This window comes from Fodinicola feengrottensis, assembly GCF_010993775.1.
Lineage (GTDB): Bacteria > Actinomycetota > Actinomycetes > Mycobacteriales > HKI-0501 > Fodinicola > Fodinicola feengrottensis.
On record NZ_WOTO01000012.1, the window covers coordinates 79,615 to 100,794 of the forward strand.

The window sequence follows — 21,180 nt, forward strand, 5'->3', positions numbered from 1 at the left end:
CGTAAGACGGATGTGTGATCCGTGTGAGTTTTGAGGGTGGTTCCACAGATTCGGCGATATCTCCCAGTGGACCGTGACCCCAGTGTGCAGAACGCTGTCAAGCCGGCGGTCGGGAGAAAACCCGGAAGAGTACGACTAATGCCGGTATGACGCAGGAGATGCCGGCGAACAGGATGATTCCCACGGCCAGCACGACCGCCGGCGGTGCCGCGGTGCCGGGCAGGCTGAGGTTTCCCACGCCCAGCGCCGGATACTGCGCCAGCCACCAGCCCCACAGCACGCCGGTAGGGGCGAGACCTGCGGCGATGCGGGCTGTTCGGTACGCGCGGCGCCAGAGCAACCAGAGGCCGAGAACCCCGCCGGCGATCGAGACCACCATGAAAACCAGGCCGCGACTGGTCAAAGCCGCGAAGAGCAGCGGGGCGTCGGTGGCCGCCGCGATCAGGGTGACTACCGCGAGTGCCCCGGTGACTACCGCAGCGGCCAGTGCGCGCGTACGAAAAAGCTCACCCAGTCCTTTGTGGACTCGCTCGGCGTCCCGGCAGAGAAAGACCGCCGCGAGATAGGCCGTACAACTGACCGCGAGCGCACCGGCACAGAGCGCGAGCGGAGACTGGAAAGGCGCGAGCAGGCCGCTGGAGCCGTCGGCGGCCAGCCGGCCGGTGGCCACCGAGGCCGCGCCGGCGCCCAGCACGAACGGCGTGATGGTCGACGTCACCGCGAAAACCCGGCCCCACGTGCGGGCCAGCCGGCCGTTGCCACCGTACTGCCGGAAGACGAAAGCCGAACCGCGCAGCACGATCCCCAACAGTGCCAACGAAAGTGGCAGGGCCAGGGCGCGTGAGTACGACGCGAAAGCGAGCGGGAATGCGGAGAAGAGTCCAATCAGGACGAACACCAGCCAGACGTGGTTCGCCTCCCACACCGGTCATCGACTCGGCGATCACCTCCCGCTGTATTTTCTTGCGTGGCCCGAAAGCGAGCAAATCCCAGACCCCGCCGCCAAAGTCGGCGCCGCCGAGCAGCGCGTACGCGGTCAGGCCGAGTCCCAGCAACACCGCGATGGCATTGACGACGGTCATGCCGAGACCGCCTCTTTTGGTGCGCCGGTGGCGATTCTTCTCAGCAGTACGACCAAAGTCACCGCAAGCAGCGTGTATATCGCCGCAGCCGCGTAGAAGTAGACGTAAAGGCCGGGTTGGTCGCTGACGGCCTGGGTCGTACGCATCAAGTGGAAGACGATCCACGGCTGTCGGCCGACCTCGGTGACGATCCAGCCGGCGATCAGCGCGACCATCGCGGCCGGACCGCCGATCGCGACCGCCCGCAAATACCATTTCCGGTCGCTGATCCGGACCATCGTGCCCTTCCGGTGCCGCCACCAATACCAGAGCGTCCACACGCCGAGCGCCACGAAAGCGGTCCCGATGCCGACCATCAGGTCGAAACAGAGGTGCACGACGGCGACCGATGGCCGGTCCGCTGGTGGCACCGCGTCCAGGCCGGTGACGACCGCGTTCGGGTCGTAGGCGAGCAGAAGCGACAGTGCTTTGGGGATCTCGATCGCGCCCCGGAGCTGCCCAGCGGCGGCGTCGTAAATGCCGCCGAGGGACAGTGGTGCGCCGGCCATCGTGTGGCCGAGGCCCTCCATCGCGGCCATCTTGGTCGGCTGCGTCTGCGCCACCACCCGTACCGCCCAGTCGCCGACGATGACCTGCAGCGGGGCCGCGACGAGGCCCATGACCAGCCCAGACGCGAGCCCGCGGCGGTGGTAGGCGTCGCGGCGGCCACGCAACATGCCCACCGCGTACACGGCCGCGACGGCGAACCCGGTGCACAGCAAAGCGGCCAGCAACATGTGCGTCACCTGCGGCCCACTGGTCGGCGCGGTGAACGGCGCGAACGGTTCGGCGGCGACGATTTTCCCGCCCTGCATGACAATTCCAACCGGCGCGTTCATCCAGGCGTTGGCCGTGGTGACGAAGCCGGCGGACGCGAGGCCGCCGACCGCGACCGGTACGCCGGTCCACCAGTGCGTCCGCGGTTTGAGTCGGTCCCAGCCGTAGAAGTAGAGCCCGAGGAAGATCGCCTCGGCGAAGAAGGCGAAGGCCTCCAGCGAGAACGAGACGCCGAAAGCGCCCGAGTAGGTCGCCATGAAGTTCGGCCAGAGCAGCCCGAACTCGAACGACAGCACGGTTCCGGAGACCGCGCCGATGGCGAAGATGATCGCCGACGCCTTCGCCCACCGGCGGGCCAGCGCGGTCCAGATCGGGTCGCCCGTACGGATGCCCCGATCTTCGGCGTAGAGCATCAGCCAGGGCATGCCGACGCCCAGAACAGCGAAAATGATGTGGAAGGACAGCGAGATGGCCATCTGCTCGCGGGCCGCGGTGAGGTTGTCCAACATGAGATCAGTATCTTCTACGGATCGTAGAACTTCTACTGTGCGTAGAATGGAACTCGCAGTTGGGTGCGTCACGTTCACCCGACAGGGTTATGGATCGACAGGTGCGCATGCCGGACAATAGGCCGGAGACGTACGAATGCGCCTGTCGTACGGAAGGAGCCGGATGCTGCGCCTGGGCGAGCTGGAACGCGCGGTCATGGATGTGCTGTGGTCTGCACCCGGCCCGGTGACCGCGCGGGTGGTGTCCGACGCGCTGTCCGACCGCTCGTTGGCGCTGACGACAGTGCTCACCGTGCTGTCCCGGCTGGAGGCCAAGGGCTATGTGAGCCGGATGCGGGACGGCCGGGCGCACCACTACGCGGCGACCGCTACCCGCGAGGAACATGTGGCGGGTCTGATGCATGAGGTGTTGGATACTGCTGGAGAGTCATCCGACGACCGGTCCGCTGTGCTGGCCCGGTTCGTCGGGCAGGTCAGCCGGGAGGAGGCGGAGGCTTTGCAGACGGCCTTGGCCGAGGCACTGCGCCGCAGACCCGGTGGTCGAGAGGTGCCGACCGAGTGATCGCACCGGCCATCTTCCTGGGCATGCTGGCGGTCGTGCTGGTGCTGCCAGCCGCGCACTGGCTGGCGGCGGCCCGGTGGACGGTCCGGGAGCCGCGCGCCGCACTGGTGCTGTGGCAGGGGCTCGGGTTGGCGTCCGGGCTGGCCGCGCTTGGCGCGGTGCTGATGCTGGGCCTTAGCCCGCTGGGGTCGACCGTTGGGCAGGCCGCTGGCGCCTGGCTGGTCGCGGTTGGCCACGGTGACCTCACCGCTCGTCTGGACCCGATCCACCTGCTTCTGGTGTCGTTGGCCGTTGTGCTCTTCAGCCGGCTGGTCGGCGTGCTGCTGATGTCGATCGTACGGACCGCCCGGACCCGGCAGCGGCACCGTGAGGTCGTCGACCTGGTCGGCGTCCCGTACGAACGGGACCGCTCCACCACCGTGCTGGATCACCCGGACGCGGTGGCGTACTGCTGCCCCGGCGTTCGTGGCCGCGTCGTACTGACCGCCGGCGCGATGGAGCTGCTCGACACCGACGAGCTGGACGCCGTCCTGCTGCACGAGCACGCGCACCTGTCCGAGCGGCACGACCTGGTGGTGCTGCCGTTCAACGCCTGGACCGCCGCGTTGCCCTGGCTGTCGGCCGTACGCTCCGCCGGTTCCGCGGTCCGCCGGTTGGTCGAGATGGTCGCCGACGACCGTGCCTGCTTCGGCTGTGAGCGGCACGTGTTGGCTGCCGCGTTGGCCCGGCTCGGCTCCGCTGCGCGGGGAAGCGCACCGGCAGGTTCGTTGGCCGTCGCCGAGGCCGCCGTGCTGGACCGCGTCCACCGCCTGCTGACCCCGCCCGGCCGATCCCCGCTGATCCGCCGGTTCGCTTATCTTGCGGCCGCGCTGATGGTCGCGTTGGCGATGCTGCTGCCCTGGGTCGCTCTGCCTCTTTAGCCTGTCGCTGCACAACCGGGCTCCGATGCGCACACACGCGCGCCCTTTGACCTGCGACGATCCCCGCTCTGTTGCAGTCGGACACGTTGCGACGGTGTCCGACTGCAACTTCTCTTGCCTGTTTGAGTAGTTAACGGTCAAGAAAGTGACAATCGGACATCGCGGCCGGACCGACCCGAACTGCCGGAGGATCGGCAGGCGTCACTCAAAGGGCTTGATCACAACATCACTACGCCACCAGCGCCTTCGCTGCTGCGGGTCAGAAGCATGTCACTCCGGCAGCAACTCGAATGTCTTGATGTGTTTTGGCCGGACAATAGTGAAATGTCGCTTGTCCAGCGTCGCGATTTTGGTGACTTTCAGCCGCTCTGCAACCGCGACAACGCAGGCATCGGCAGCGCCTAGTGGCAAGTCCTCGTACTGCTGGACGAGTTCTGCCGCTCGCGCGTAGTCATCGGACACAAGCTCAACCACTTGCAGCTCACCCTGTGCAAGGGGGGTCAGAAATGATGCTTTGCTTGAGTTCCTCGTCGACTAGCCAGGAGTTGGCAGACTTCCAGCACTATCGGAGCCGGAACCATGACTGGGCCGGGGTAACTTTCCAGAAGCGTGAGGCACGACTTGTGAAACTTGTCGCGATCATTGGCGACTGCCACGAGCGGGCCTGTGTCGGCGACTATCAACCAGCGTTCCGGCGGGTGAGATCGTCGAGGATCTCTTCGGAGCGCTCTGCGAAGTCTGGCTCCGCAGAAAGTGAGCCGGCGAACGACAGTCGTCGACGAGGCTGGGTGGACTCGACCTCAGGAGTGGTGACGAGCTGCAGCACGACAGCCCGCACGGCATCGGCCTGCGCGGGCTTCAACTGGTCGACCAACCGATGAAGGCCGTCGTACTGATGTGCTGCACTGGTCACGTCGACAAGTCTAATCTCCATGGCGCGAACCTGCGATAGAGCAGTTGTCGGTCAGTCCACGTCGAGAATGACGGTCTGCGGGCCGTCGTTGACGGATTCGACGAGCATGTCGGCGCCGAAGCGGCCGGTTTCGACGGGCGCGCCCACGGCGCGTAGAGCGGCCACGAAAGTGTCGATCAGCGGCGCGGCGACCGGGCCGGGAGCGGCGGCCTGCCAGGAGGGGCGGCGGCCCTTGCGGGTGTCGGCGTAGAGGGTGAACTGGCTGACGACCAGGATTTCCGCTCCCACCTCAGCGGCCGACCGCTCGCCTTCGAGGATCCGCAGGCTGTGAATTTTGCGAGCCAGCGCCGCTGCGATCGAGGGAGTGTCGGTGTGCGTGACGCCGACAAGGACGAGCAGGCCGGGGCCGATTTTCCCCCGACGACCTCGTCGTCGACGGTCACTGATGCCCGGGTGACGGTCTGTACGACCGCCCTCACGGCCGCAACAATCCATGCCGTACGAGTGGACCAACCACCAGCTCGGCGGCGGCGTGCAGCGAGGTGGGCTCGGTGTCGTACGCGTGAGCGAGCACGGTTAGCTGGTCCCGCAACGAAAGTGTGCCGTCGCAGCCAGCCACCAGCGCGACACCATCAACGGATCGACCGGGTGAGTGGCCCGCAACCCGCCGCCGGTCAGCAGTTGGTCCTCGACTTCCCAACCGTCCGCACCACGCGAAGCCTCTTGCCGAAGTCGCAGATCGGGCGCCGCGACGAGGTGCAGGTCGAGCAGGCCGGTACGCCGTACCGCCGCCTGCCGGTCGAAGAATTCGCCCACCTGAATGCCGAAAGGATGATCGGTCTGCTGCCGTAAATCCTCGATGACCTGGCTGGGGGAGTCCACATTGGACGCTCGTACGCTGATCAGCCCGAAGCCAACGCCCCGCACGTCGTGCTCGGCGAACCAGTCCAGCCAAGCCGTCGCCCGGTGGGCGTGCTCGGCGGTGTCCTGGCCGGCGTCCCGCAACCACATCGCCACATATTCGGCCGGGTCCAGCACTTCGCGTTGCACGACCCACGCGTCGCAGCGATCAGGCAGCCAGCCGGCCACCCGCTCGGTCCAGTCCCGATCGGCGAGATGCAGCCAGTTTCCCAACAACTGCAACCATCCGCCGTCATTCAGGAGCGACGGCGCGGTAGCCAGCACCTCGGCGACCACGGCGTCCCCACTGCGTCCGGAATCTCGATACGCGTGCGTTGCGTCGCCGGTGCCGATCACGAAGGGCGGGTTGGTCACGACCAGGTCGAAGCGGCGGCCAGCCACCGGCTCGGTGAGGTCACCGGCCAGCAGTTCCCACTCCAGGCCATTCAGCGCGGCGGTGGTGGCCGCCATCGCGAGCGCTCGCTCGCTGATGTCGGTGCCGGTGATTTTGGTGCTGTGTCGGGAAAGGTGCAGTGCCTGAATGCCGCAGCCAATGCCGATGTCCAGCGCGGAGGCGACCGGCTGTCGTACGGTCGCGCCGGCCAGCGTCAGCGCGGCCCCGCCGATGCCGAGCACATGATCTGGTGCCAGTGGTCCCGGTCGTACGTCCGTGCCCAGGTCCGAGAGCACCCACCAGTCGCCGTCATCGTCGCCGTACGGCCGCAGGTCCATCGCCGCCCGCAAACCCCCCCACGCGCCGGCTCGACCAGGCCGACCGACAGCGCCTGGTCGACCCGCAGCGGGTCCAGGGCCGCCTGCACGGTCGGTGTCGACAGCACCCCACCGCATACGAAGAGGTTGATCAGCGTCTCCAGCGGCGACCCACCGCTGGTGGCCCGCCGGGCCGGCAGCAGGTCGCCGCGCCCGAGCGCCACGCTGGCCTGCGGTCCGAGCACCGCGGCCACCCCTTCAGCGGTGTAGCCGGCCTTCTCCACCGCGGCCCGCAGCTTGCTGGTGACATCGGAACTGAACAGCGGTTTCACGCCCCCATCCTGCTGCATTGCCGGGTGGCCAGAGAACGGAGGTCAGCTTTCACCCTGAAGGCTGGAGAGATCGGTCCTCAGACCTCGCGGGTGATCGGGAGAGCGTCGAGTCGGCGACTGTACTCGTCGGCCAAAGCCGGAAACCGGCTTTGGGTCTCAGCCTGAAGTCCCGCTGCCCAGGTGGCCCTCAATTGGTCAACCGCGTCCTGGACATAGCGAACGGTTGCTTCTGGATCCGCATCGGCGTTGTCTGCCAGGTGTCGGAAATCATCAAGCCGAATGGACGTGGGAAGTCTCTCGCCGTTCAGGCTGAGCGCGAGCGGCTCATACCTGTGAATGCCGAAGAGGGTGACTCGGAGCCTCGAGCGGGTCGTCCAGAAGGTCAGCTGTCGGAAGATTTCCCTGCGGGTGAACGGTAACCGCTCCGGGGAGGTAGCTGCCGAGGTGCGCGAGGATGCTGTAGTCGCCGATGTTTCCGCCGCCCAGATCCCGGATGACCTGTCGCTTCATCTCACCTTCGGGGAGGAGATTGGCGAACCACGGTGGGATGCCGATCCGGCTGCGTCGCACAGTTCGGGGGTCGTCCTCGAAAACCTGTCCGAGCACCTCATGATCTGGTTGAGCGAGATCGTCCTCGTACGAGAAAATGGCGCCGCCGCGGTCAAAGCGAAGGTCACCCACCCGTCGCCCGTGCAGCCGGACCTCGGCGGTTGCCCCGTGATTCACTCAGACCGCCCGGCGCATGAGGTCACTGACAGCATGGGCATCTCGGGCTCCCCATTCGGCCATCTGGCTGACGTGCCAACGAATCGCCCGACTGAGTGCTTCGCCACGGTAGGCGGTGAATTCCTCGATGCTCCCCGATTTCAGCAGGCCAAGCGCGACCGCGTCGACAAGGTGACTTTCCCGAACCTCCGCGGGTGCGAGCGTGAGTCGTCGCTGCGCGTCGGGGTATTTGCGCTCGGTCACAATTCGGTTGGCCAGCTTGAGACCATCCGGAACTTCAGTGTCCGCGAGGACAGCGACCAGTGGACTTCCAGAACGCAATGCCTCGGGGATGTCGATCGAGGCTCCGGTGAGCAAATCATGAGGGTCGGACGCGAGCATCCCCAACACATTGATCTTGGTGATCGCGTGGTTGAAATGCACCTTGTCCAGTTCGACGGTGAATTCGGGTGGCGTGTTTACGAGTCGAAGCAGGTGCATCGCCGATTCGACTGGATCCTTCCCGCTCACTGACTCGACCTGGTTTCGTACGTCGGCGACGCTGATGCCGCGTGCGCGCGTACCCGCCACGGCGCCTCGCCATACCCAGCGGCGCAGCAGGGTAGCTGCCCGGCCCTCCGGTTGGCCAAACAGGCCGACGAACCGGGTAAGGACAGGCACGAAATGGGAGTAAGGAAGGAGCCGGATGTGTGGGATGAGAGCGTCCTGCTGGAGAAATCTAACGACTTCCAGCAAAGATTCCGAGACATTACGGAAGGTGTCCGCGCGGTCTTCCGGAGACAAGAACTCTTCCTTGAAGTCCTCTCGGAATATGTCGCCGCCGCGGAAGGCGAGAACGCACCGCAGGGCCAACCGGTTGTCGAGTGCGCCGAAACCGAGGCTTGCGGTGACATTCTCCAGGTCTTTGAGTGTGCTGGGGCCGTCGCCGGACCTACTGGAGTGAAGCGCCTGGAAGACCTCGTCCTTTCTTAGCCGCTTTCCCTGGCTGTTCATCCGCGCGAAGATCTCCACCAACGGTTCCTCGTCGGCGGAAGTCACCACATAGGTGGGGATCTGGTATTCCCTGATCGCCTTCGCCGCACTGTCGCCAAGCGAAAGATTGTCTTCGGTCAGCCATTCTCTGTTGTCCCTGACCCAGCGTAGATACGTACGAGTGTCCAGCAGTTTGCTGACTGGGATCCACGAGCGCGGGGGCACCTGCCGAGCGCCCGCCGTATGGAATTCGGCGTTGTCCAGGTCGAGGTGGACCCGAAACCGCGAGTCCGAAGAGGTCTCCGCGTCAACGAGTGCTCCCACCAGCGAGGTGATCCGCTGTTGACCGTCGACCACCCAGAGGGCCGAGTCGGTCTCCGGTGCGTCGATGACGAGTGGCCCGATCGTCAATCGCTGCTTCGGAGCTGGTCGTCGCCAGAGCAGGATGTTGCCGATCGGATAACCACGAAAGATGCTGTCGAACAGCATCACGACGTCTCTGGCTTCCCATTTGAAGCTGCGCTGAAAAGTAGGGATCCGGATCAGGCCACGCTGGACCTCGCCGACGAGGTCATCAGGCGTTCTGTACTCAATGCGCGGTCGGTCAAGGGTGGGCATGACATCTCCTCAGCTGCCGAACCAAGCCTACTGGGGGTTGCGTCGGCGGGACTGCAGGTGAGCCCGTAAGACAGAGGTGTGGCGAGAGTGGCGCGGCGTGGCACGATGGGCGGCATGAGTACCAAACGTGCCGCGGTGCGGTTGTGCTTGGCGCAGCAGCCGGAGGCGGACGCCCTGCTGTCGAAGGACCCGCTGGCGTTGTTGATGGGCATGCTGCTGGATCAGCAGGTGCCGATGGAGAAGGCGTTCGTCGGCCCGTACGTGCTGACCCAGCGGATGGGCAAGGTCACCGCGCAGGCGGTGGTGGAGCTCGGCGAGGACCGGCTGATCGAGTTGTTCGTGGAGAAGCCGGCGTTGCACCGCTTCCCAGCCGCGATGGCCCGCCGGGTGCTGGCGTTGTGCCAGCAACTGGTGGACGAGTACGGCGGTGACGCGGCGGCGGTCTGGAAGGGCGCGGACTCCGGTCAGGAACTGCTCGGCCGACTGAAGAAGCTGCCCGGCTTCGGCGACGCGAAGGCCCGGATTTTCCTGGCTCTTCTTGGTAAGCAGCTCGGCGTGCAACCGGCTGGCTGGCGGGAGGCGGCCGGCCAGGTGGGGCAGGAGGGAACCGCGATGTCGGTGGCGGACATCGTCGACGCGGACACCCTTGGTCAGGTACGGGAGCACAAGAAGCAGATGAAGGCCGCCGCCAAGGCCGCCCAGTGACCACAGCTGGGTCGTGGTGGCCGCTGTTCGACCTGCGGATCACCGCCCAGCTGCCGACCGCCGAGGGGCTCGTACGAGACCTGGTCCTGCGACCGCCGACCGACGACGACCTGCCGGTGCTGGCCGCGGTGGCACCGCCCGGGCTGGAGATGACCCCACGCTGCCCGGCAGTGGCATGCACGAGTGGATCGCCCGGCACGTGTGGCGCTCCCGGGCCGAGTCCGCGCCGGACAAGTGGCGGCGGCTGTCGTTTCTGCTGGAGGTCGACGGCGACGTCGCCGGATCGCAGGACCTGAAGGCGTCCGACTTCCCCCAGCTGCGGATCGTCGAGAGCGCCTCCTGGCTGGGCGAACGTTTCCGTGGCACCGGCCTGGGCAAGGCGATGCGGGCGATGGTGCTGCACTTCGCCTTCCAGGCGCTGGACGCGACCGCGGCCGAGACCGAGTCGGAGGAGCACAACGACGCCGCGCTTGGCGTCACCCGCTCGCTCGGATATCAGCCCTGCGGCGACCGGTACGCGCAGCGGGTTGACCGGATCGATCACATGCTCTGGTCGCGGCTGACCAGGGAGCGATGGGCGTTGCTGCGTAACGGATACGGCCTCGACGAGGTCGGAATTTCCGGCGCGGAGCGGTGTTTGCCGATGCTCGGCCTGGGGGAAACCCGGTAAGGATCGTTGAAAACGGCCGCTATCCGTACCCGGACGTCGCACCCAGCCCGTCCGCGAGGGAGGATGGAGGCATCGAGAGTGGAGGCATCGTGGCGAGTTCGGTGAATGGTCGCCACCCGAGAGGGCGCTCCAAAGACCCGATCGTCATCACCGAGGCCGAAGAGAGCCTGCCGGACCAGCTTCGCAAGCGGCAGATTCGGTACGCGCTGATGATGGGCCTGCGGGTGGTGTGCCTGCTCGCAGCGGTGGTCGTCTTCGCCGCACAGCCGCCGCTGGCGCCGTTGTGGGTGGCCCTGTGCATCGCCGGCATGGTGTTCCTGCCCTGGATGGCCGTGCTGATCGCGAACGACCGGCCACCGAAGAAGGCCAGCCAGCTGCGCAACCGGTGGCATGGCCACCCGGCGCCGGAGCGCGCGATCACCTCTGGCCAGTCCAGCGACGAGGTGCTCAGTGGCGAGATCGTCGACCCCGAGCAGACCCGGCACGATCGCTAGCGAGTGAAATCGCGGGAGTCCACCAGCCCGAACTCGGCGAGTGGCACTGCCTAAGAAACCACCCGCCGAGCCGAACACATCAGAGCAGCGACAACGGCACCGCGTCGGCCATCGCCTGGTAGCCAGCGTCCCCGGGGTGGAGGTGGTCGCCGGAGTCGTACGCGGGCAGCATCTGGTGCGGGTTGGCGGGGTCTCGTACGGCGAGGTCGAAGTCGGCGACGCCGTCCAGCAGCGGGGTCGTACGAATCCACTGGTTGACGGCCTCGCGGGTGCTTTCCCGCGGCCCGACGTAGTTCGGGGCCGGGGTGAGGGTGCCGCCGATGACGCGCAGGCCAGCGGCGTGCGCCCGGTTGATGATCTGGGTGTAGCCGGCGATCAGCAGTTGTGGGTCGCTGACCTGCGTGTTCTGGCCGATGTCGTTGATGCCCTCGACAAAGATGAGCGTACGAGCGCTAGGGCGGCTAAGGACATCGCGGGCCAGCCGGGTGAGCGCACTTTGGCCGGCCCCGGCGCCGGGGCCGCCCGGGCGGTCCCCCCCATCAGCGAGAACGCAGTTCGCGCTGATGCCTTCGTTGAGGACGCCGAGGCGATGCGCGACCGATTGCTGGTTGAGGCGCGCGCCGAGGCGGTCCGGCCAGCGGCTGTTGGTGCTCGGCGTGGACGCGTAGCCGTCGGTGATCGAGTCGCCGAGGGTGACCACGCTGGCGCGGGCCGGCGAGTTGCGTACGTCGATCTGGTCGACGTAGTACCAGGAGCCGGTGGCCCGGGTGAAGGCGGCGCCTGAGGTGTCGGCGCTGTGGTCGCCGCTGATCGTGTAATACGAGGTCTGCTGCGCGTCCTGGTGGAAGGTGACCGGCCCGGACGCGGTCGACACGTACGTGGTGACCAGCAGGTTCGTGCCGGCGGCGACGGTCAGGTTCACCGGGTCACTGACCGTCTCGGCGCCCTTGGCGATGGTCGTCGTGGCATGGCCGCCGAAGGTGAGGGACCGCAGCGAGCCCGCCTTCACGGTGGGGGAGGCGGGGCCGGTGGCGATGGCGACTGTCGCGTGGTCCAGCGGCAGCGCGCCGGTGCCGAAGGCGTTCGACAGGTGGATCCGCAGTTGGCTGCCGCCAACCGACAGGTGCACCTCGTTGCGCAGCGAGTAGCTCGGATAGCCGGTCCCGTTCACGCCCGGGTCGCCGGCGTCCGGCGAGGCTGCCCACGTGCCCACCCAGCCGCCGGGTGCCGGGGCCGCGCCCGCGCCGGCTGGTACGGCGATCGCCGCCACCAACATGCCCACGATCGCCCAGCGGGAAATTCTTCTGGATCGCATCCTTGCCCTCCGCACATCGCCGCATTGGCCTCCATCACCTTTACAGCGCTCCATGCCGATAACCAGGTCCGTTTCCGGACATAGCCGGTAAACTCAGCGGCTCGGCCGGGCGCCAGGGTGGCTGACGCAGCGGGCCGCGGCGGCGCTGCCGGCGTCGAGGGCTTCGGCGCCCGAGACTTTTTTCGCAATATTGCCGCCAACAGCCCGGCGGTGAAGGCGTCGCCGGCTCCGGTGGTGTCCACCACGGCGGCCGGTTGGGCGACCCGCCGGACAACGCCGTCCCGGTCCGCCCACAAGGCCCCTTGGGAACCGAGGGTCACGATCGCGGCGAAGCGGCCCTCGGCCAGCGACGACGACGCGGCTCGCGACGGATCGGACTCACCGGTGTGACGACGAGCGCTTCGTCGTGGTTGGCCAGCACCACGTCCGTACGCGTCAACCACTCCCGCACCGCGGCCGCGCCGGTCGCCACCAGCGGAGCCGCCGACGCGAGGCTCGCCGAGCACTCGATGCCCCGCTCGTACGCCCAGGCCAGCGCGGCCAAACCGGCCGCTCGCGACCCGGCGCCCAGCAAGGTGTAGCCGGAAACATGCACATGTGCCGGCGTACAAGCCGCAAGAGCGCTGGTCACGTGCTCGGCGGTCAGCCGGTCGTTGGCGCCCCGGTCGGGCAGCATGCTGCGACCGCCATCGGGCCGCACCAGGACGACGACGGTCCCGGTCGGCTCGGCGGTAGTCAGCGCCGCCACGTCGACAGACCGCAGCTCGCTCGTACGGGCCCGCCCGGTGTCGTCGTCGCCGACCGCGCAGACGAAGGTCACCGCGGCACCCAGTTCGGCCAACCACGCGGCGGTGTTCGCACCGGCTCCGCCGCCGGTCAGCCGGATCCGCGCCGGCGTGTCCGAGTCCGTCCACAGTGGACCGCTGGCCAGCGCGAGCACGTCCGTCACCAGATCCCCGACGACCGCGATCCGTTGCTGCTCAGGGAAAGCGAGACTGGAAATGGTTATTCAGCCGGGGAGCGGGGCAGCACGATCGGTCCGGCCGGGGCGGCCGGGGGTGCCGGCCGCGGCGACCGCGATCTGCGCGGCCAGGGTCGCGTTGCGGCTGACCAGGTCGATGTTGACTTCCAGGCTGCCGCCGCCGGTCGCCTCGTGGAAATACGCCAGCAGGTAGGGCGTGATGTCCTTGCCGGTGACGCCTTGCGCCGCCGCGCCAGCCAGCGCCTCGGCCAGCACCCGGTCGTGCAGCACCGGGTCGAGCTGCCGATCGACCGGGATCGGGTTGGCGAGCACGATCGCGCCCAGGCCGAACCCGAGGGCATCCCGGGCGGCCGCGGCAGCCGCCACCTGCGCGGGGTTGTCCAGCGTCCAAGGCACCTGATGACCGGAATCGGCCAGGTAGAAGCCGGGGAACCGGTCCGTACGGTAGCCGGCCACCAGCACCGACAGGCTCTCCAGCCGTTCCAGGGTGGCCGGCACGTCCAGAATCGACTTCACGCCCGCGCAGACGATGGTGATCGGGGTACGTCCGAGCAGCTGCAGGTCAGCGGATTCGTCATAAGCCGCGTCCCGGTGGACGCCGCCGAGGCCACCGGTGGCGAAGACGCCGATGCCCACCCGGTGGGCGATCGCGGCGGTGCTGGCGACCGTGGTGGCGCCGTCGGACTTGGTGCTGACCGCGAACGGGATGTCCCGCACCGACAGTTTGGGCACGTCCTCGCCGAGCGCGATCCGGGTCAGCTGGTCGTCGTCCAGCCCGACCACCACCTTGCCGTCCAGCACGCCGATGGTCGCCGGAGTCGCGCCGGCGGCTCGTACGGCCGCGCCGAGTTCGCGGGCCACCGCCAGGTTGCGCGGGCGGGGAAGACCGTGGGCGATCAGCGTGCTTTCCAGCGCCACCAACGGCCGGCCGTGGGCGAGCGCGAGGGCGACCTCGTCGCCCACCACGATCTCGGGCGGAAAAGGCAGGCAGCGCGCAGTACCAGTCACAGGGGAACGTTAGTACACCCCCGACCCACTCCGCGCGGTCTAGTCAGCGGTCCAGGTGGCGACCAGGTGCAGGGCGGCCTCGGTGGCGCTGTCCGGCTCCGGGGTGAAGGTGATACGCGCACTGCACCGACGCCTGGCGCGGGCTGCTCGCCTTCACCGCCCAAACACGGCAAGGCCGCCGGACCGACGGGACGCTGCGCGCGGCCGGTGAAATCGCGTGCGAGACTGGGAAGCGGCCCCAACAGACCTGAGGAGTTTCGGCGTGAGCGTGCAGACCGACGTCCGTCCGGAGACGAAGGACACCGAGACCGGTCCGGAGATGTTCCACTACGTGGACAAGGACAAGATGGTCGAAAGCGCCGTCATGGGAAGCATGGTGACGGCCCTTTGCGGGGAGACGTTCCCGGTGACCAAGGCGCCCAAACCGGGCTCCCCGGTCTGCCCGGAGTGCAAGGAGATCTACAACTCGCTCAGGCCGTAGGTGCGCGGTTTCGCGCCCATCACTGGTTAGGCTCTCTGGGCCTCCGCTCGCCGCTCGTGCGGAGGCCTCGTTCTGTGCTGGGGGGAGGGCGGAGAGTTGTCCACTGCGGCTGATGTTTCGGCTGGGGCGCTGACCGATACCGGGAGTACGGCTGGGCCGGGCCTGCGGGCCTGGCAGCGCCGGGCCCTGGTCGACTACCTGCGCCGCCGGCCGGAGGACTTTCTCGCGGTGGCCACGCCCGGTGCCGGCAAGACCACGTTCGCGTTGCGAGTGGCGACCGAGATGCTCGCGGACGGCACGGTTGACCAGCTCACCGTGGTCGCCCCGACCGACCACCTGAAGTCGCAGTGGGCGCAGGCCGCCGCGCGGGTCGGCATCCAGCTCGATCCGACGTTCTCCAACACCGTCGGCGGCACGTCCTCGGATTTCCACGGCGTGGTGATCACGTACGCGCAGGTCGGGCTCGCCCCGGCGGTGCACCGGCGGCGCACGACGGCCCGCCGCACGCTGGTGATCCTGGACGAGATCCACCACGCCGGCGACGCCCGGACCTGGGGCGACGGCGTGAAGCTGGCGTTCGACCCGGCGGTTCGCCGGCTGGCCCTGACCGGTACGCCTTTTCGCAGCGATGACAACGCGATCCCGTTCGTCACGTACGAGCGGGACCGGGAGGGCCTGCGCCGGTCGCAGTCCGACTATTCGTACGGCTGGAGAGGCGCTCAGGGACGGCGTGGTCCGGCCGGTCATCTTCATGGCGTATTCCGGCGAGACCCGCTGGCGTACGTCCGCTGGCGAGGAGCTGTCCGCGCGCCTCGGCGAGCCGCTGACCAAGGAACAGACCGCGCACGCCTGGCGGACCGCGCTGGACTCCAAGGGCGAGTGGATGCCGGCGGTGCTGCGTGCCGCCGACGCCCGGCTGAAGACCATCCGCCAGCATCTTCCCGACGCCGGCGGCCTGGTGATCGCCACCGACCACGCGGCCGCGAAGGCGTATGCGGAGCTCTTACGTACGGTCACCGGGGAAACGCCGGTGACCGTACTTTCCGACGACCGCACCGCTTCGGCGAAGATCGCCGCCTTCGGCGCCAGCAACGACCGCTGGATGGTGGCCGTCCGGATGGTCAGTGAGGGCGTGGACATCCCACGGCTGATGGTCGGCGTCTACGCCACCAGCGCCAGCACCCCGCTCTACTTCGCGCAGGCCATCGGCCGGTTCGTACGAGCCCGCCGGCCCGGCGAGACGGCCAGCATCTTCCTGCCCAGCGTGCCCAGCCTGCTCGGGCTCGCCGAGGAGATGGAGGCTCAGCGCGACCACGTGCTGGACCGGCCGCACCGCGAGTCCGACGGGCTGGAGGACAGCCTGCTGGAGGACGCGAACAAGGAGAAGGACGAGGACACCGACGACCTGCCCAAGTTCACCGCGCTGGAGGCGTCGGCGAGCCTTGACCAGGTCATTTACGACGGCGCCTCGTTCGGTACGGGGGGGGCGCTCGCCGGCACCGCGGAGGAAGAGGAGTATCTCGGCCTGCCGGGCTTGCTGGAGCCGGATCAGGTGGTCGCGTTGCTCAGCAAGCGCCAGGCCGACCAGATCGCCGCGCAGGCCAAGGTCCGCAAGCCGGACGCGCCGCCGCTGGACCAGGTGCGTACGACGTACCAGCGCCGCGCGGAACTCCGGCGCCAGCTCAACACGCTGGTCGCCGCGCACCACCACCACCGTACTAACCGCCCGCACGGCCAGATCCACGCTGAGCTGCGCAAACTCTGTGGTGGCCCGCCCAGTGCGCAGGCCAGCGTCGAAGACCTGGAAAAGCGAATAGTGGCTATTCAGCAGCTCTAGAGCTGCTTAGTGTTCGTCGTAGTGCCCGTCGTGTACGGCGTGGCGATGCCCGTCGTGGACGTAGTCGACGTGCTCGCCATGGGGGACTCCGACGTGACCGCAGCCGGTGCCGTGAGCGTGCGAATGTGCCTCGTGGGCCACATGTGCGGCCGGCTCACACTCGTCGAAATGGCCGTCGTGCTCGCGGTGCAGATGTCCGTCGTGCGCGTAGTCGACGTGGCCGGCATGCGGCACGGCGACATGTCCGCACCCCTGCTCATGAGTGTGATCGTGGCCGGTGTGCTCGGCATGTGCGCTGGTCATAGCGGTCCCCCTTGATGGCGCCGGCCTCGTCGCCGGCCTAGAGGCGAGACGTTAACGCATCCGCGCATCAGCGCACAAGTCGAACTTTTCGGACATCGCGACCTCCGGCTATTCCGGTACGTCGACAATGAGCCCAGCGTCCAGTTCTCGTCAAAGACAGTGGGCGTGGCGCTCAGCGCATCGCGGTTTCCAGTTGGTGGGCCGCGGCGACGACCGTGGTGGGGTGGAGTGTCGACGGGTGTGGGGCGAAGCGGCTGAGTGGGCCGGACAGGCAGAGGGCGGCCACCAGCTCGCCGTGCACCCGGATCGGCGCACTTATGGACGCGACACCAGTGGCGCGTTCGCCGATCGTTTCGGCCCAGCCCTGCGCACGTACGTCGGCTGAGTCCATAAGGGCGTGGGCGGCGGAGCCGAGCGGTAGGGGGAGCAGGGTGCCAACGGGAAGGAAGGCGCGGAGTTCGGCGGGGGATTCGACGCTGGCGACGCAGAGGCGGTGCTCGCCGCGGCGGACCCAGAGCTGCGCGGATTCGCCCGTACGATCCGTGAGCTCGGTCAGGATGGGCGGCTGAGCTCGACCAACGCCGACGTGACGAAGCGGGAGCCCATCCGGTAGACGCCCGATTCGTCGCGAGTGAGCAGCCCGTGGGTCACCATCGCGTTGGCCAGTCGGTGGGCTGTGGAGACGGAGAGGCCGATCGCGCGAGCCAGCTCGCTGGCCCCAACCGGACGCCGCTCCACCACGTCGAGGATGGCGACACCCTTGTCGAGGACGCCGACGCCGGTTACGGTCTCTTTCACATAGTGAAATCTATTTCCCACTATATGGCAAGGTCAAGGGGTGAGGGTGCGATGACCTCCAGTGTGGTCCGTCCGACGGTGGCCGCGAGGATGAACCGTCTTCCGATCGGCCGTACGCACAAGCTCGCCACCGTGGCCGTCGGGCTTGGACTTTTCTTCGACATCTACGAGGTGTTCCTGGCCGGTGTGCTGGCCAGCGTCCTGGTCCAGGAGTTTCACCTGAGCAAGGCGCAAACTCCGATCCTGCTGTCGTCGACCTTCGTCGGGATGTTCGGGATGTTCGTTGGCGCGCTGGTGCTCGGCCGGCTCGCCGACCGGGTTGGCCGGCGCCGCGCCTTCCTGCTGAACCTCGGTATCTACTCGGTGTTCTCGCTGCTCGGCGCCTTCAGTTTCACCCCGATCATGCTGGTGGTGCTGCGTTTCTGCGCGGGCATCGGAATTGGCGCCGAACCACCGCTGGCCGACACGTATTTGAGCGATCTGCTGCCGGCCCGCCGGCGCGGCCGCTTCATTGCCTGGGCATACACGATCTCGTTCCTCGGAGTGCCGGCGGCGGGTTTTTTTTTTGGCTCGCTGGTTGGTGCCGTTGCACCCGTTCGGCATCGACGGGTGGCGGATCATGTTCGTCTTCGGTGCGTTGGGCGCGGTGATCGTCTATTTCCTGCGTCGATCGTTGCCGGAATCGCCGCGGTGGCTGGAGTCCGTCGGGCGTACGAAGGAGGCCGAGGAGGTCGCCGAGCGGTTCGAGTCGCAGGCGCGATCGCCGGCCAGTCGTTGGATGAGCCGGCCGCGGAGCAGCCACCGTCGCCGGCCGGGACCCGGATCGGGACGCTTTTTTTCCGTCCGCCGTACGGCAAACGTACGGGCATGATGATGATTTTCCACATCCTGCAGACGCTGGGCTATTACGGCTTCGGGACGTTGGTGCCGCTCGTACTTGCCGCGAAGGGTTATCCGATCGTCCAGTCGCTGCTGTTCAGCGCGGTCAGCTTTCTGGGCTATCCCATCGGTTCGCTGCTCTCCTTGCCACTTGTCGAGCGGGTGGAACGTAAATTCCTGGTTACCTTCTCGGTGTTGGGAATGGGTGCGCTCGGTCTTGCCTTCGGCTATTCCGGTTCGACCGCGCTGGTGCTGGTCTTCGGCTTCCTCTACACCTGCGTCAGCAACATTTTCTCCAACTCGTACCACATTTACCAGGCCGAGATTTTCCCAACAGCGCTGCGATCCACCGCGGCCAGCGGCACGTACGCGTTGTCCCGGCTGACCAGCGCGGCGATGCCGTTCGTGCTGGTGCCGGTGCTGAACTCGGCCGGCGCGGGGGTGATGTTCGCGGTGGTGGCGACCGCGATGGTGTTGGTGTCGCTGACTGTTGGCATCCTTGGCCCGCGGACCACCGGCCGGCCGCTGGAGGCCGTGAACGCGGTGACCGCATGACTGGTCCATTGGACGGCATTCGGGTGCTGGAGCTGGGAAACTTCATCGCCGCTCCCTTCGCTGGCCGGATCTTCGCCGACTTCGGGGCGGACGTGATCAAAGTCGAGCGACCCGGCCAGGGCGACGAGTTGCGTGGCTGGCGGCTGCTGGCCGGCACGACTTCGATGCTGTGGCGCACGATCGGCCGCAACAAGCGCTCGGTGACCATCGACCTGCACACCGACGCCGGTCGGATGTTGGCCCTGGACCTGGTGCGGCGATCCGATGTGGTGCTGGAAAACTTCCGTCCCGGCACGTTGGAACGCTGGGGGCTCGGTCCGGCCGAGCTGGCGGCGGCGAACCCGGAGATGGTGCTGGTCCGGATTTCCGGTTACGGGCAGACCGGTCCGTACGCCGGCCGGGCCGGTTTTTTTGGTGGCGTGGCTGAGGCTTTCGGTGGGCTGCGGTATGTGACGGGTGACCCGGCCAGTCCACCGTCGCGTGCCGCGACCAGCATCGGCGACGAGGTGGCCGGTCTTTACGCGGTGATTGGCGCGCTGATGTCGATGTTGTCCCGCGCGCGCGGTGGCCCCGACGCGCCGGTGGTGGATGTTGCCTTATATGAGGCCGTTTTCTCGCTGATGGAATCGCTGGTGCCGGACTACGACGCCTACGGCGTGGTCCGGGAGCGGACCGGCGGCAGCCTGCCGGGGGTGGCGCCGAGCGGTGTCTATCCCTGTCGGGATGGGCAATGGGTGGTGATCGGCGGCAACGCGAACGCCGTTTTCGGTCGGCTGATGCACGCCATCGACCGGCCAGACCTGGCCGCCGATCCGGACCTCGCGGATGGCCGTGGCCGCGGCCTGCGGTCGGACGAGCTGAACACCGCGATCGTCGGCTGGACCGCCGGTCGCTCGGTCTCTGAAGTGCTGGCTGTGCTGGAAAAAGCCGGGGTCCCGGCCGGGCCCGTACACGACGCCAGTGCGATCGCCGACGATCCGCACTACCGCGCCCGGGACATGCTGGTCACCCGCCAGGTCGAGGTCGACGGCAGTCCGCAGCCGGTCCGTTTCCCTGGCATCGTACCGAAGGTCCCAGGCGCGCCGGGGGAGGTGCGGTGGCTGGGGCCGGAGCTGGGGGAGCACACCGACGAGGTGCTCGCCGGCCTGCTCGGGGTTTCGGCCGAGCGGTTGGCGAGCTTGCGTACGGAAGGAGTTATCTCATGAGGATCACCGATGTGGTCCTGCGCGACGGTCTCCAGGACGAGCCGGTGATCGTGTCCACAGTGGACAAGGTGCGGATCGCGCAGGCGCTGGTTGCCGCCGGGGTAAGGGAAATCGAGGCGGCCTCTTTCGTCTCCGCCAAACTGGTGCCGCAGATGGCCGATGCGCAGGACGTGCTCGCCGCGCTGCCGGAGCGGCCGGACGTACGGATCAGTGGCATCGCGTTGAATCTGCGTGGCGCGCTGCGCGCCCGGGACTGCCGGCTCGACGAGCTGCGGATGGTCGTGTCGGCCAGCGAGGGCCACAGCGCCGCCAATGCCGGCCGCTCCACCGAAAAAGCCCTGGACGAGATAGCTCAGGCGGTCGTCGAGTTTTCCGCCAGCCCGGTGACTTTGGTCGGCGCGGTCGCGACGGCTTTCGTCTGCCCGTACGACGGCGTGCTCCCCGTCGACCGGCTTGTTCGAGTGGTCCGCCGGCTGTACGACGCGGGCCTGCGCCGCCTCAGCCTCGCCGACACCCTCGGGACCGCTACCCCCGACCAAGTCCGTGCATCGGTGTCCGCTGTACGCGACGCCGTGCCGGACGCCCAGATTTCCCTGCACCTGCACAACACTGCTGGCCAACACTGTCCACAGTGGACGCCGTACTGGACCTCGGAGTAGTCAGCCTGGACAGCGCCTTGGGCGGCCTCGGCGGCTGCCCCTTCGCCCCCGGCGCCGCCGGCAACGTCGCCACCGACGCCCTGGTCGCCCACCTGCACGACCGCGGCATCGACACCGGCATCGACCTCCCCGCCCTCGCCACCGCCGAGCGCCTCCTGCGCGAAACCCTCACCCACTCGGAAAAACTCCCGATCAGCTGAGGCGCTGGGGTGGGTTTGAGACCGGACG

Annotated in this window: 25 protein-coding genes and 3 pseudogenes; 11 read left to right on the top strand and 17 right to left on the bottom strand. The window is 67.7% G+C overall.

The genetic code is table 11. The features are described 5' to 3' along the window. Nucleotides 1–97: 97 nt before the first annotated feature. Both GNX96_RS13460 and GNX96_RS13465 read right to left on the bottom strand, forming a co-directional pair. Entirely contained in the window at nucleotides 98–925 is an 828-nt protein-coding gene (locus GNX96_RS13460; protein WP_163568344.1) for a cytochrome d ubiquinol oxidase subunit II, read from the bottom strand. Between the two features lie 153 nt (nucleotides 926–1,078). Next, entirely contained in the window at nucleotides 1,079–2,407 is a 1,329-nt protein-coding gene (locus GNX96_RS13465) for a cytochrome ubiquinol oxidase subunit I (protein ID WP_163568345.1), read from the bottom strand. A gap of 163 nt (nucleotides 2,408–2,570) precedes the next feature. Here GNX96_RS13465 and GNX96_RS13470 point away from each other — a divergent pair, with 163 nt between their 5' ends. Both GNX96_RS13470 and GNX96_RS13475 read left to right on the top strand, forming a co-directional pair. Beyond that, nucleotides 2,571–2,969 (top strand): BlaI/MecI/CopY family transcriptional regulator, encoded by a 399-nt coding sequence (locus tag GNX96_RS13470; RefSeq protein ID WP_163568346.1) that lies wholly within the window; start codon nucleotides 2,571–2,573, stop codon nucleotides 2,967–2,969. Next, the gene (locus tag GNX96_RS13475) at nucleotides 2,966–3,889 is read left to right on the top strand and encodes a M56 family metallopeptidase (RefSeq protein ID WP_163568347.1); all 924 of its coding nucleotides are present in this window, start codon (nucleotides 2,966–2,968) and stop codon (nucleotides 3,887–3,889) included. The genes GNX96_RS13470 and GNX96_RS13475 overlap by 4 nt, the downstream gene beginning before the upstream one ends. 270 nt (nucleotides 3,890–4,159) lie before the next feature. On the opposite strand, the gene GNX96_RS51535 is transcribed toward GNX96_RS13475, so the two are convergent. From GNX96_RS51535 to GNX96_RS13505, 8 genes and pseudogenes are all read right to left on the bottom strand, one after another. Continuing rightward, nucleotides 4,160–4,363 carry a PIN domain-containing protein gene (locus GNX96_RS51535; RefSeq protein ID WP_390623997.1) on the bottom strand — a complete coding sequence of 68 codons (204 nt, stop codon included), beginning with the start codon at nucleotides 4,361–4,363 and terminating at the stop codon, nucleotides 4,160–4,162. Nucleotides 4,364–4,568: 205 nt separating this feature from the next. Beyond that, nucleotides 4,569–4,823, bottom strand: coding sequence for a hypothetical protein (locus GNX96_RS13485; protein ID WP_163568348.1), 255 nt, complete (start codon nucleotides 4,821–4,823; stop codon nucleotides 4,569–4,571). 30 nt (nucleotides 4,824–4,853) lie between these two features. Beyond that, nucleotides 4,854–5,281: pseudogene (dtd, locus tag GNX96_RS13490) on the bottom strand (D-aminoacyl-tRNA deacylase). Then, a complete protein-coding gene (locus GNX96_RS67180; RefSeq protein ID WP_452124474.1) occupies nucleotides 5,278–5,376 on the bottom strand; it encodes a hypothetical protein in 99 nt (32 codons plus the stop codon). The pseudogene dtd and the gene GNX96_RS67180 overlap by 4 nt, the downstream one beginning before the upstream one ends. 2 nt (nucleotides 5,377–5,378) lie before the next feature. Next, a complete protein-coding gene (locus tag GNX96_RS13495; protein ID WP_279580252.1) occupies nucleotides 5,379–6,392 on the bottom strand; it encodes a methyltransferase in 1,014 nt (337 codons plus the stop codon). Then, a complete protein-coding gene (locus GNX96_RS51540; RefSeq protein WP_279580253.1) occupies nucleotides 6,311–6,745 on the bottom strand; it encodes a DUF7059 domain-containing protein in 435 nt (144 codons plus the stop codon). Before GNX96_RS51540 ends, GNX96_RS13495 begins: the two co-directional genes overlap by 82 nt. A 324-nt stretch (nucleotides 6,746–7,069) precedes the next feature. After that, nucleotides 7,070–7,471 carry a HipA N-terminal domain-containing protein gene (locus GNX96_RS13500; protein ID WP_163568349.1) on the bottom strand — a complete coding sequence of 134 codons (402 nt, stop codon included), beginning with the start codon at nucleotides 7,469–7,471 and terminating at the stop codon, nucleotides 7,070–7,072. Next, entirely contained in the window at nucleotides 7,472–9,061 is a 1,590-nt protein-coding gene (locus GNX96_RS13505) for a DUF262 domain-containing protein (protein WP_163568350.1), read from the bottom strand. It abuts the gene before it with no gap. Nucleotides 9,062–9,175: 114 nt separating this feature from the next. On the opposite strand from GNX96_RS13505, the gene GNX96_RS13510 reads away from it, so the two are divergent. The 3 genes from GNX96_RS13510 to GNX96_RS13520 all read left to right on the top strand — a co-directional run bounded on the left by GNX96_RS13510 (nucleotide 9,176) and on the right by GNX96_RS13520 (nucleotide 10,930). Beyond that, a complete protein-coding gene (locus GNX96_RS13510) occupies nucleotides 9,176–9,766 on the top strand; it encodes an HhH-GPD-type base excision DNA repair protein (RefSeq protein ID WP_163568351.1) in 591 nt (196 codons plus the stop codon). Nucleotides 9,767–9,779: 13 nt separating this feature from the next. Beyond that, nucleotides 9,780–10,436 carry a GNAT family N-acetyltransferase gene (locus GNX96_RS13515; RefSeq protein ID WP_279580254.1) on the top strand — a complete coding sequence of 219 codons (657 nt, stop codon included), beginning with the start codon at nucleotides 9,780–9,782 and terminating at the stop codon, nucleotides 10,434–10,436. Between the two features lie 89 nt (nucleotides 10,437–10,525). After that, entirely contained in the window at nucleotides 10,526–10,930 is a 405-nt protein-coding gene (locus GNX96_RS13520) for a DUF3099 domain-containing protein (RefSeq protein ID WP_279580255.1), read from the top strand. Nucleotides 10,931–11,009: 79 nt separating this feature from the next. Here the strand turns inward: GNX96_RS13520 and GNX96_RS13525 are convergent, their stop codons facing one another. From GNX96_RS13525 to GNX96_RS13535, 4 genes and pseudogenes are all read right to left on the bottom strand, one after another. Then, nucleotides 11,010–12,245: an SGNH/GDSL hydrolase family protein gene (locus GNX96_RS13525; protein WP_163568353.1), complete on the bottom strand. Its 1,236-nt coding sequence runs from the start codon at nucleotides 12,243–12,245 to the stop codon at nucleotides 11,010–11,012. 233 nt (nucleotides 12,246–12,478) lie between these two features. Then, nucleotides 12,479–12,565: pseudogene (locus GNX96_RS67185) on the bottom strand (hypothetical protein); the annotation flags it as partial. Then, nucleotides 12,562–13,254 (bottom strand): carbohydrate kinase family protein, encoded by a 693-nt coding sequence (locus GNX96_RS13530; RefSeq protein ID WP_313885662.1) that lies wholly within the window; start codon nucleotides 13,252–13,254, stop codon nucleotides 12,562–12,564. The gene GNX96_RS13530 and the pseudogene GNX96_RS67185, both read right to left, overlap by 4 nt. Then, nucleotides 13,255–14,235 carry a pseudouridine-5'-phosphate glycosidase gene (locus tag GNX96_RS13535; RefSeq protein ID WP_279580256.1) on the bottom strand — a complete coding sequence of 327 codons (981 nt, stop codon included), beginning with the start codon at nucleotides 14,233–14,235 and terminating at the stop codon, nucleotides 13,255–13,257. 319 nt (nucleotides 14,236–14,554) lie between these two features. On the opposite strand from GNX96_RS13535, the gene GNX96_RS13540 reads away from it, so the two are divergent. Together GNX96_RS13540 and GNX96_RS13545 are read left to right on the top strand one after the other, a co-directional pair. After that, nucleotides 14,555–14,716: a DUF3039 domain-containing protein gene (locus GNX96_RS13540; RefSeq protein ID WP_163568399.1), complete on the top strand. Its 162-nt coding sequence runs from the start codon at nucleotides 14,555–14,557 to the stop codon at nucleotides 14,714–14,716. A 129-nt stretch (nucleotides 14,717–14,845) separates the two neighbouring features. Further along, a pseudogene (locus GNX96_RS13545) lies at nucleotides 14,846–16,553 on the top strand (DEAD/DEAH box helicase). Nucleotides 16,554–16,559: 6 nt separating this feature from the next. Here GNX96_RS13545 and GNX96_RS13550 read toward each other — a convergent pair. The 3 genes from GNX96_RS13550 to GNX96_RS51555 form a co-directional block, all read right to left on the bottom strand. Beyond that, nucleotides 16,560–16,856 (bottom strand): hypothetical protein, encoded by a 297-nt coding sequence (locus tag GNX96_RS13550; protein ID WP_163568354.1) that lies wholly within the window; start codon nucleotides 16,854–16,856, stop codon nucleotides 16,560–16,562. Between the two features lie 172 nt (nucleotides 16,857–17,028). Continuing rightward, on the bottom strand, nucleotides 17,029–17,478 hold the full coding sequence (locus tag GNX96_RS67190) for an IclR family transcriptional regulator domain-containing protein (RefSeq protein WP_452124476.1): 450 nt from the start codon (nucleotides 17,476–17,478) through the stop codon (nucleotides 17,029–17,031). Then, complete coding sequence (locus GNX96_RS51555) at nucleotides 17,409–17,654, bottom strand: helix-turn-helix domain-containing protein (RefSeq protein ID WP_279580258.1); 246 nt, start codon at nucleotides 17,652–17,654, stop codon at nucleotides 17,409–17,411. The genes GNX96_RS67190 and GNX96_RS51555 overlap by 70 nt, the downstream gene beginning before the upstream one ends. Before the next feature lie 51 nt (nucleotides 17,655–17,705). Here GNX96_RS51555 and GNX96_RS13560 point away from each other — a divergent pair, with 51 nt between their 5' ends. Genes GNX96_RS13560 through GNX96_RS51560 form a run of 4 tightly spaced genes read left to right on the top strand, consistent with a single transcriptional unit; the run spans nucleotide 17,706 to nucleotide 21,152 of the window. Next, the gene (locus tag GNX96_RS13560) at nucleotides 17,706–19,088 is read left to right on the top strand and encodes an MFS transporter (RefSeq protein WP_279580259.1); all 1,383 of its coding nucleotides are present in this window, start codon (nucleotides 17,706–17,708) and stop codon (nucleotides 19,086–19,088) included. Continuing rightward, nucleotides 19,085–20,293, top strand: coding sequence for a CaiB/BaiF CoA transferase family protein (locus GNX96_RS13565; protein WP_163568355.1), 1,209 nt, complete (start codon nucleotides 19,085–19,087; stop codon nucleotides 20,291–20,293). Before GNX96_RS13560 ends, GNX96_RS13565 begins: the two co-directional genes overlap by 4 nt. Beyond that, nucleotides 20,290–20,952 (top strand): beta/alpha barrel domain-containing protein, encoded by a 663-nt coding sequence (locus GNX96_RS13570; RefSeq protein WP_279580260.1) that lies wholly within the window; start codon nucleotides 20,290–20,292, stop codon nucleotides 20,950–20,952. Before GNX96_RS13565 ends, GNX96_RS13570 begins: the two co-directional genes overlap by 4 nt. After that, entirely contained in the window at nucleotides 20,925–21,152 is a 228-nt protein-coding gene (locus GNX96_RS51560) for a beta/alpha barrel domain-containing protein (RefSeq protein WP_279580261.1), read from the top strand. Before GNX96_RS13570 ends, GNX96_RS51560 begins: the two co-directional genes overlap by 28 nt. Nucleotides 21,153–21,180: the final 28 nt, after the last annotated feature.

Bases quoted from the DNA above. Each gene is read 5' to 3' on its own strand.
- GNX96_RS13510 (WP_163568351.1), top strand. From the start codon at position 9,176: ATGAGTACCAAACGTGCCGCGGTGCGGTTGTGCTTGGCGCAGCAGCCG.
- GNX96_RS13470 (WP_163568346.1), top strand. From the start codon at position 2,571: ATGCTGCGCCTGGGCGAGCTGGAACGCGCGGTCATGGATGTGCTGTGG.
- GNX96_RS13570 (WP_279580260.1), top strand. From the start codon at position 20,290: ATGAGGATCACCGATGTGGTCCTGCGCGACGGTCTCCAGGACGAGCCG.
- GNX96_RS13550 (WP_163568354.1), bottom strand. From the start codon at position 16,856: ATGACCAGCGCACATGCCGAGCACACCGGCCACGATCACACTCATGAG.
- GNX96_RS13565 (WP_163568355.1), top strand. From the start codon at position 19,085: ATGACTGGTCCATTGGACGGCATTCGGGTGCTGGAGCTGGGAAACTTC.
- GNX96_RS13465 (WP_163568345.1), bottom strand. From the start codon at position 2,407: ATGTTGGACAACCTCACCGCGGCCCGCGAGCAGATGGCCATCTCGCTG.
- GNX96_RS13525 (WP_163568353.1), bottom strand. From the start codon at position 12,245: ATGCGATCCAGAAGAATTTCCCGCTGGGCGATCGTGGGCATGTTGGTG.
- GNX96_RS13485 (WP_163568348.1), bottom strand. From the start codon at position 4,823: ATGGAGATTAGACTTGTCGACGTGACCAGTGCAGCACATCAGTACGAC.
- GNX96_RS13540 (WP_163568399.1), top strand. From the start codon at position 14,555: ATGTTCCACTACGTGGACAAGGACAAGATGGTCGAAAGCGCCGTCATG.
- GNX96_RS13560 (WP_279580259.1), top strand. From the start codon at position 17,706: ATGACCTCCAGTGTGGTCCGTCCGACGGTGGCCGCGAGGATGAACCGT.
- GNX96_RS13505 (WP_163568350.1), bottom strand. From the start codon at position 9,061: ATGCCCACCCTTGACCGACCGCGCATTGAGTACAGAACGCCTGATGAC.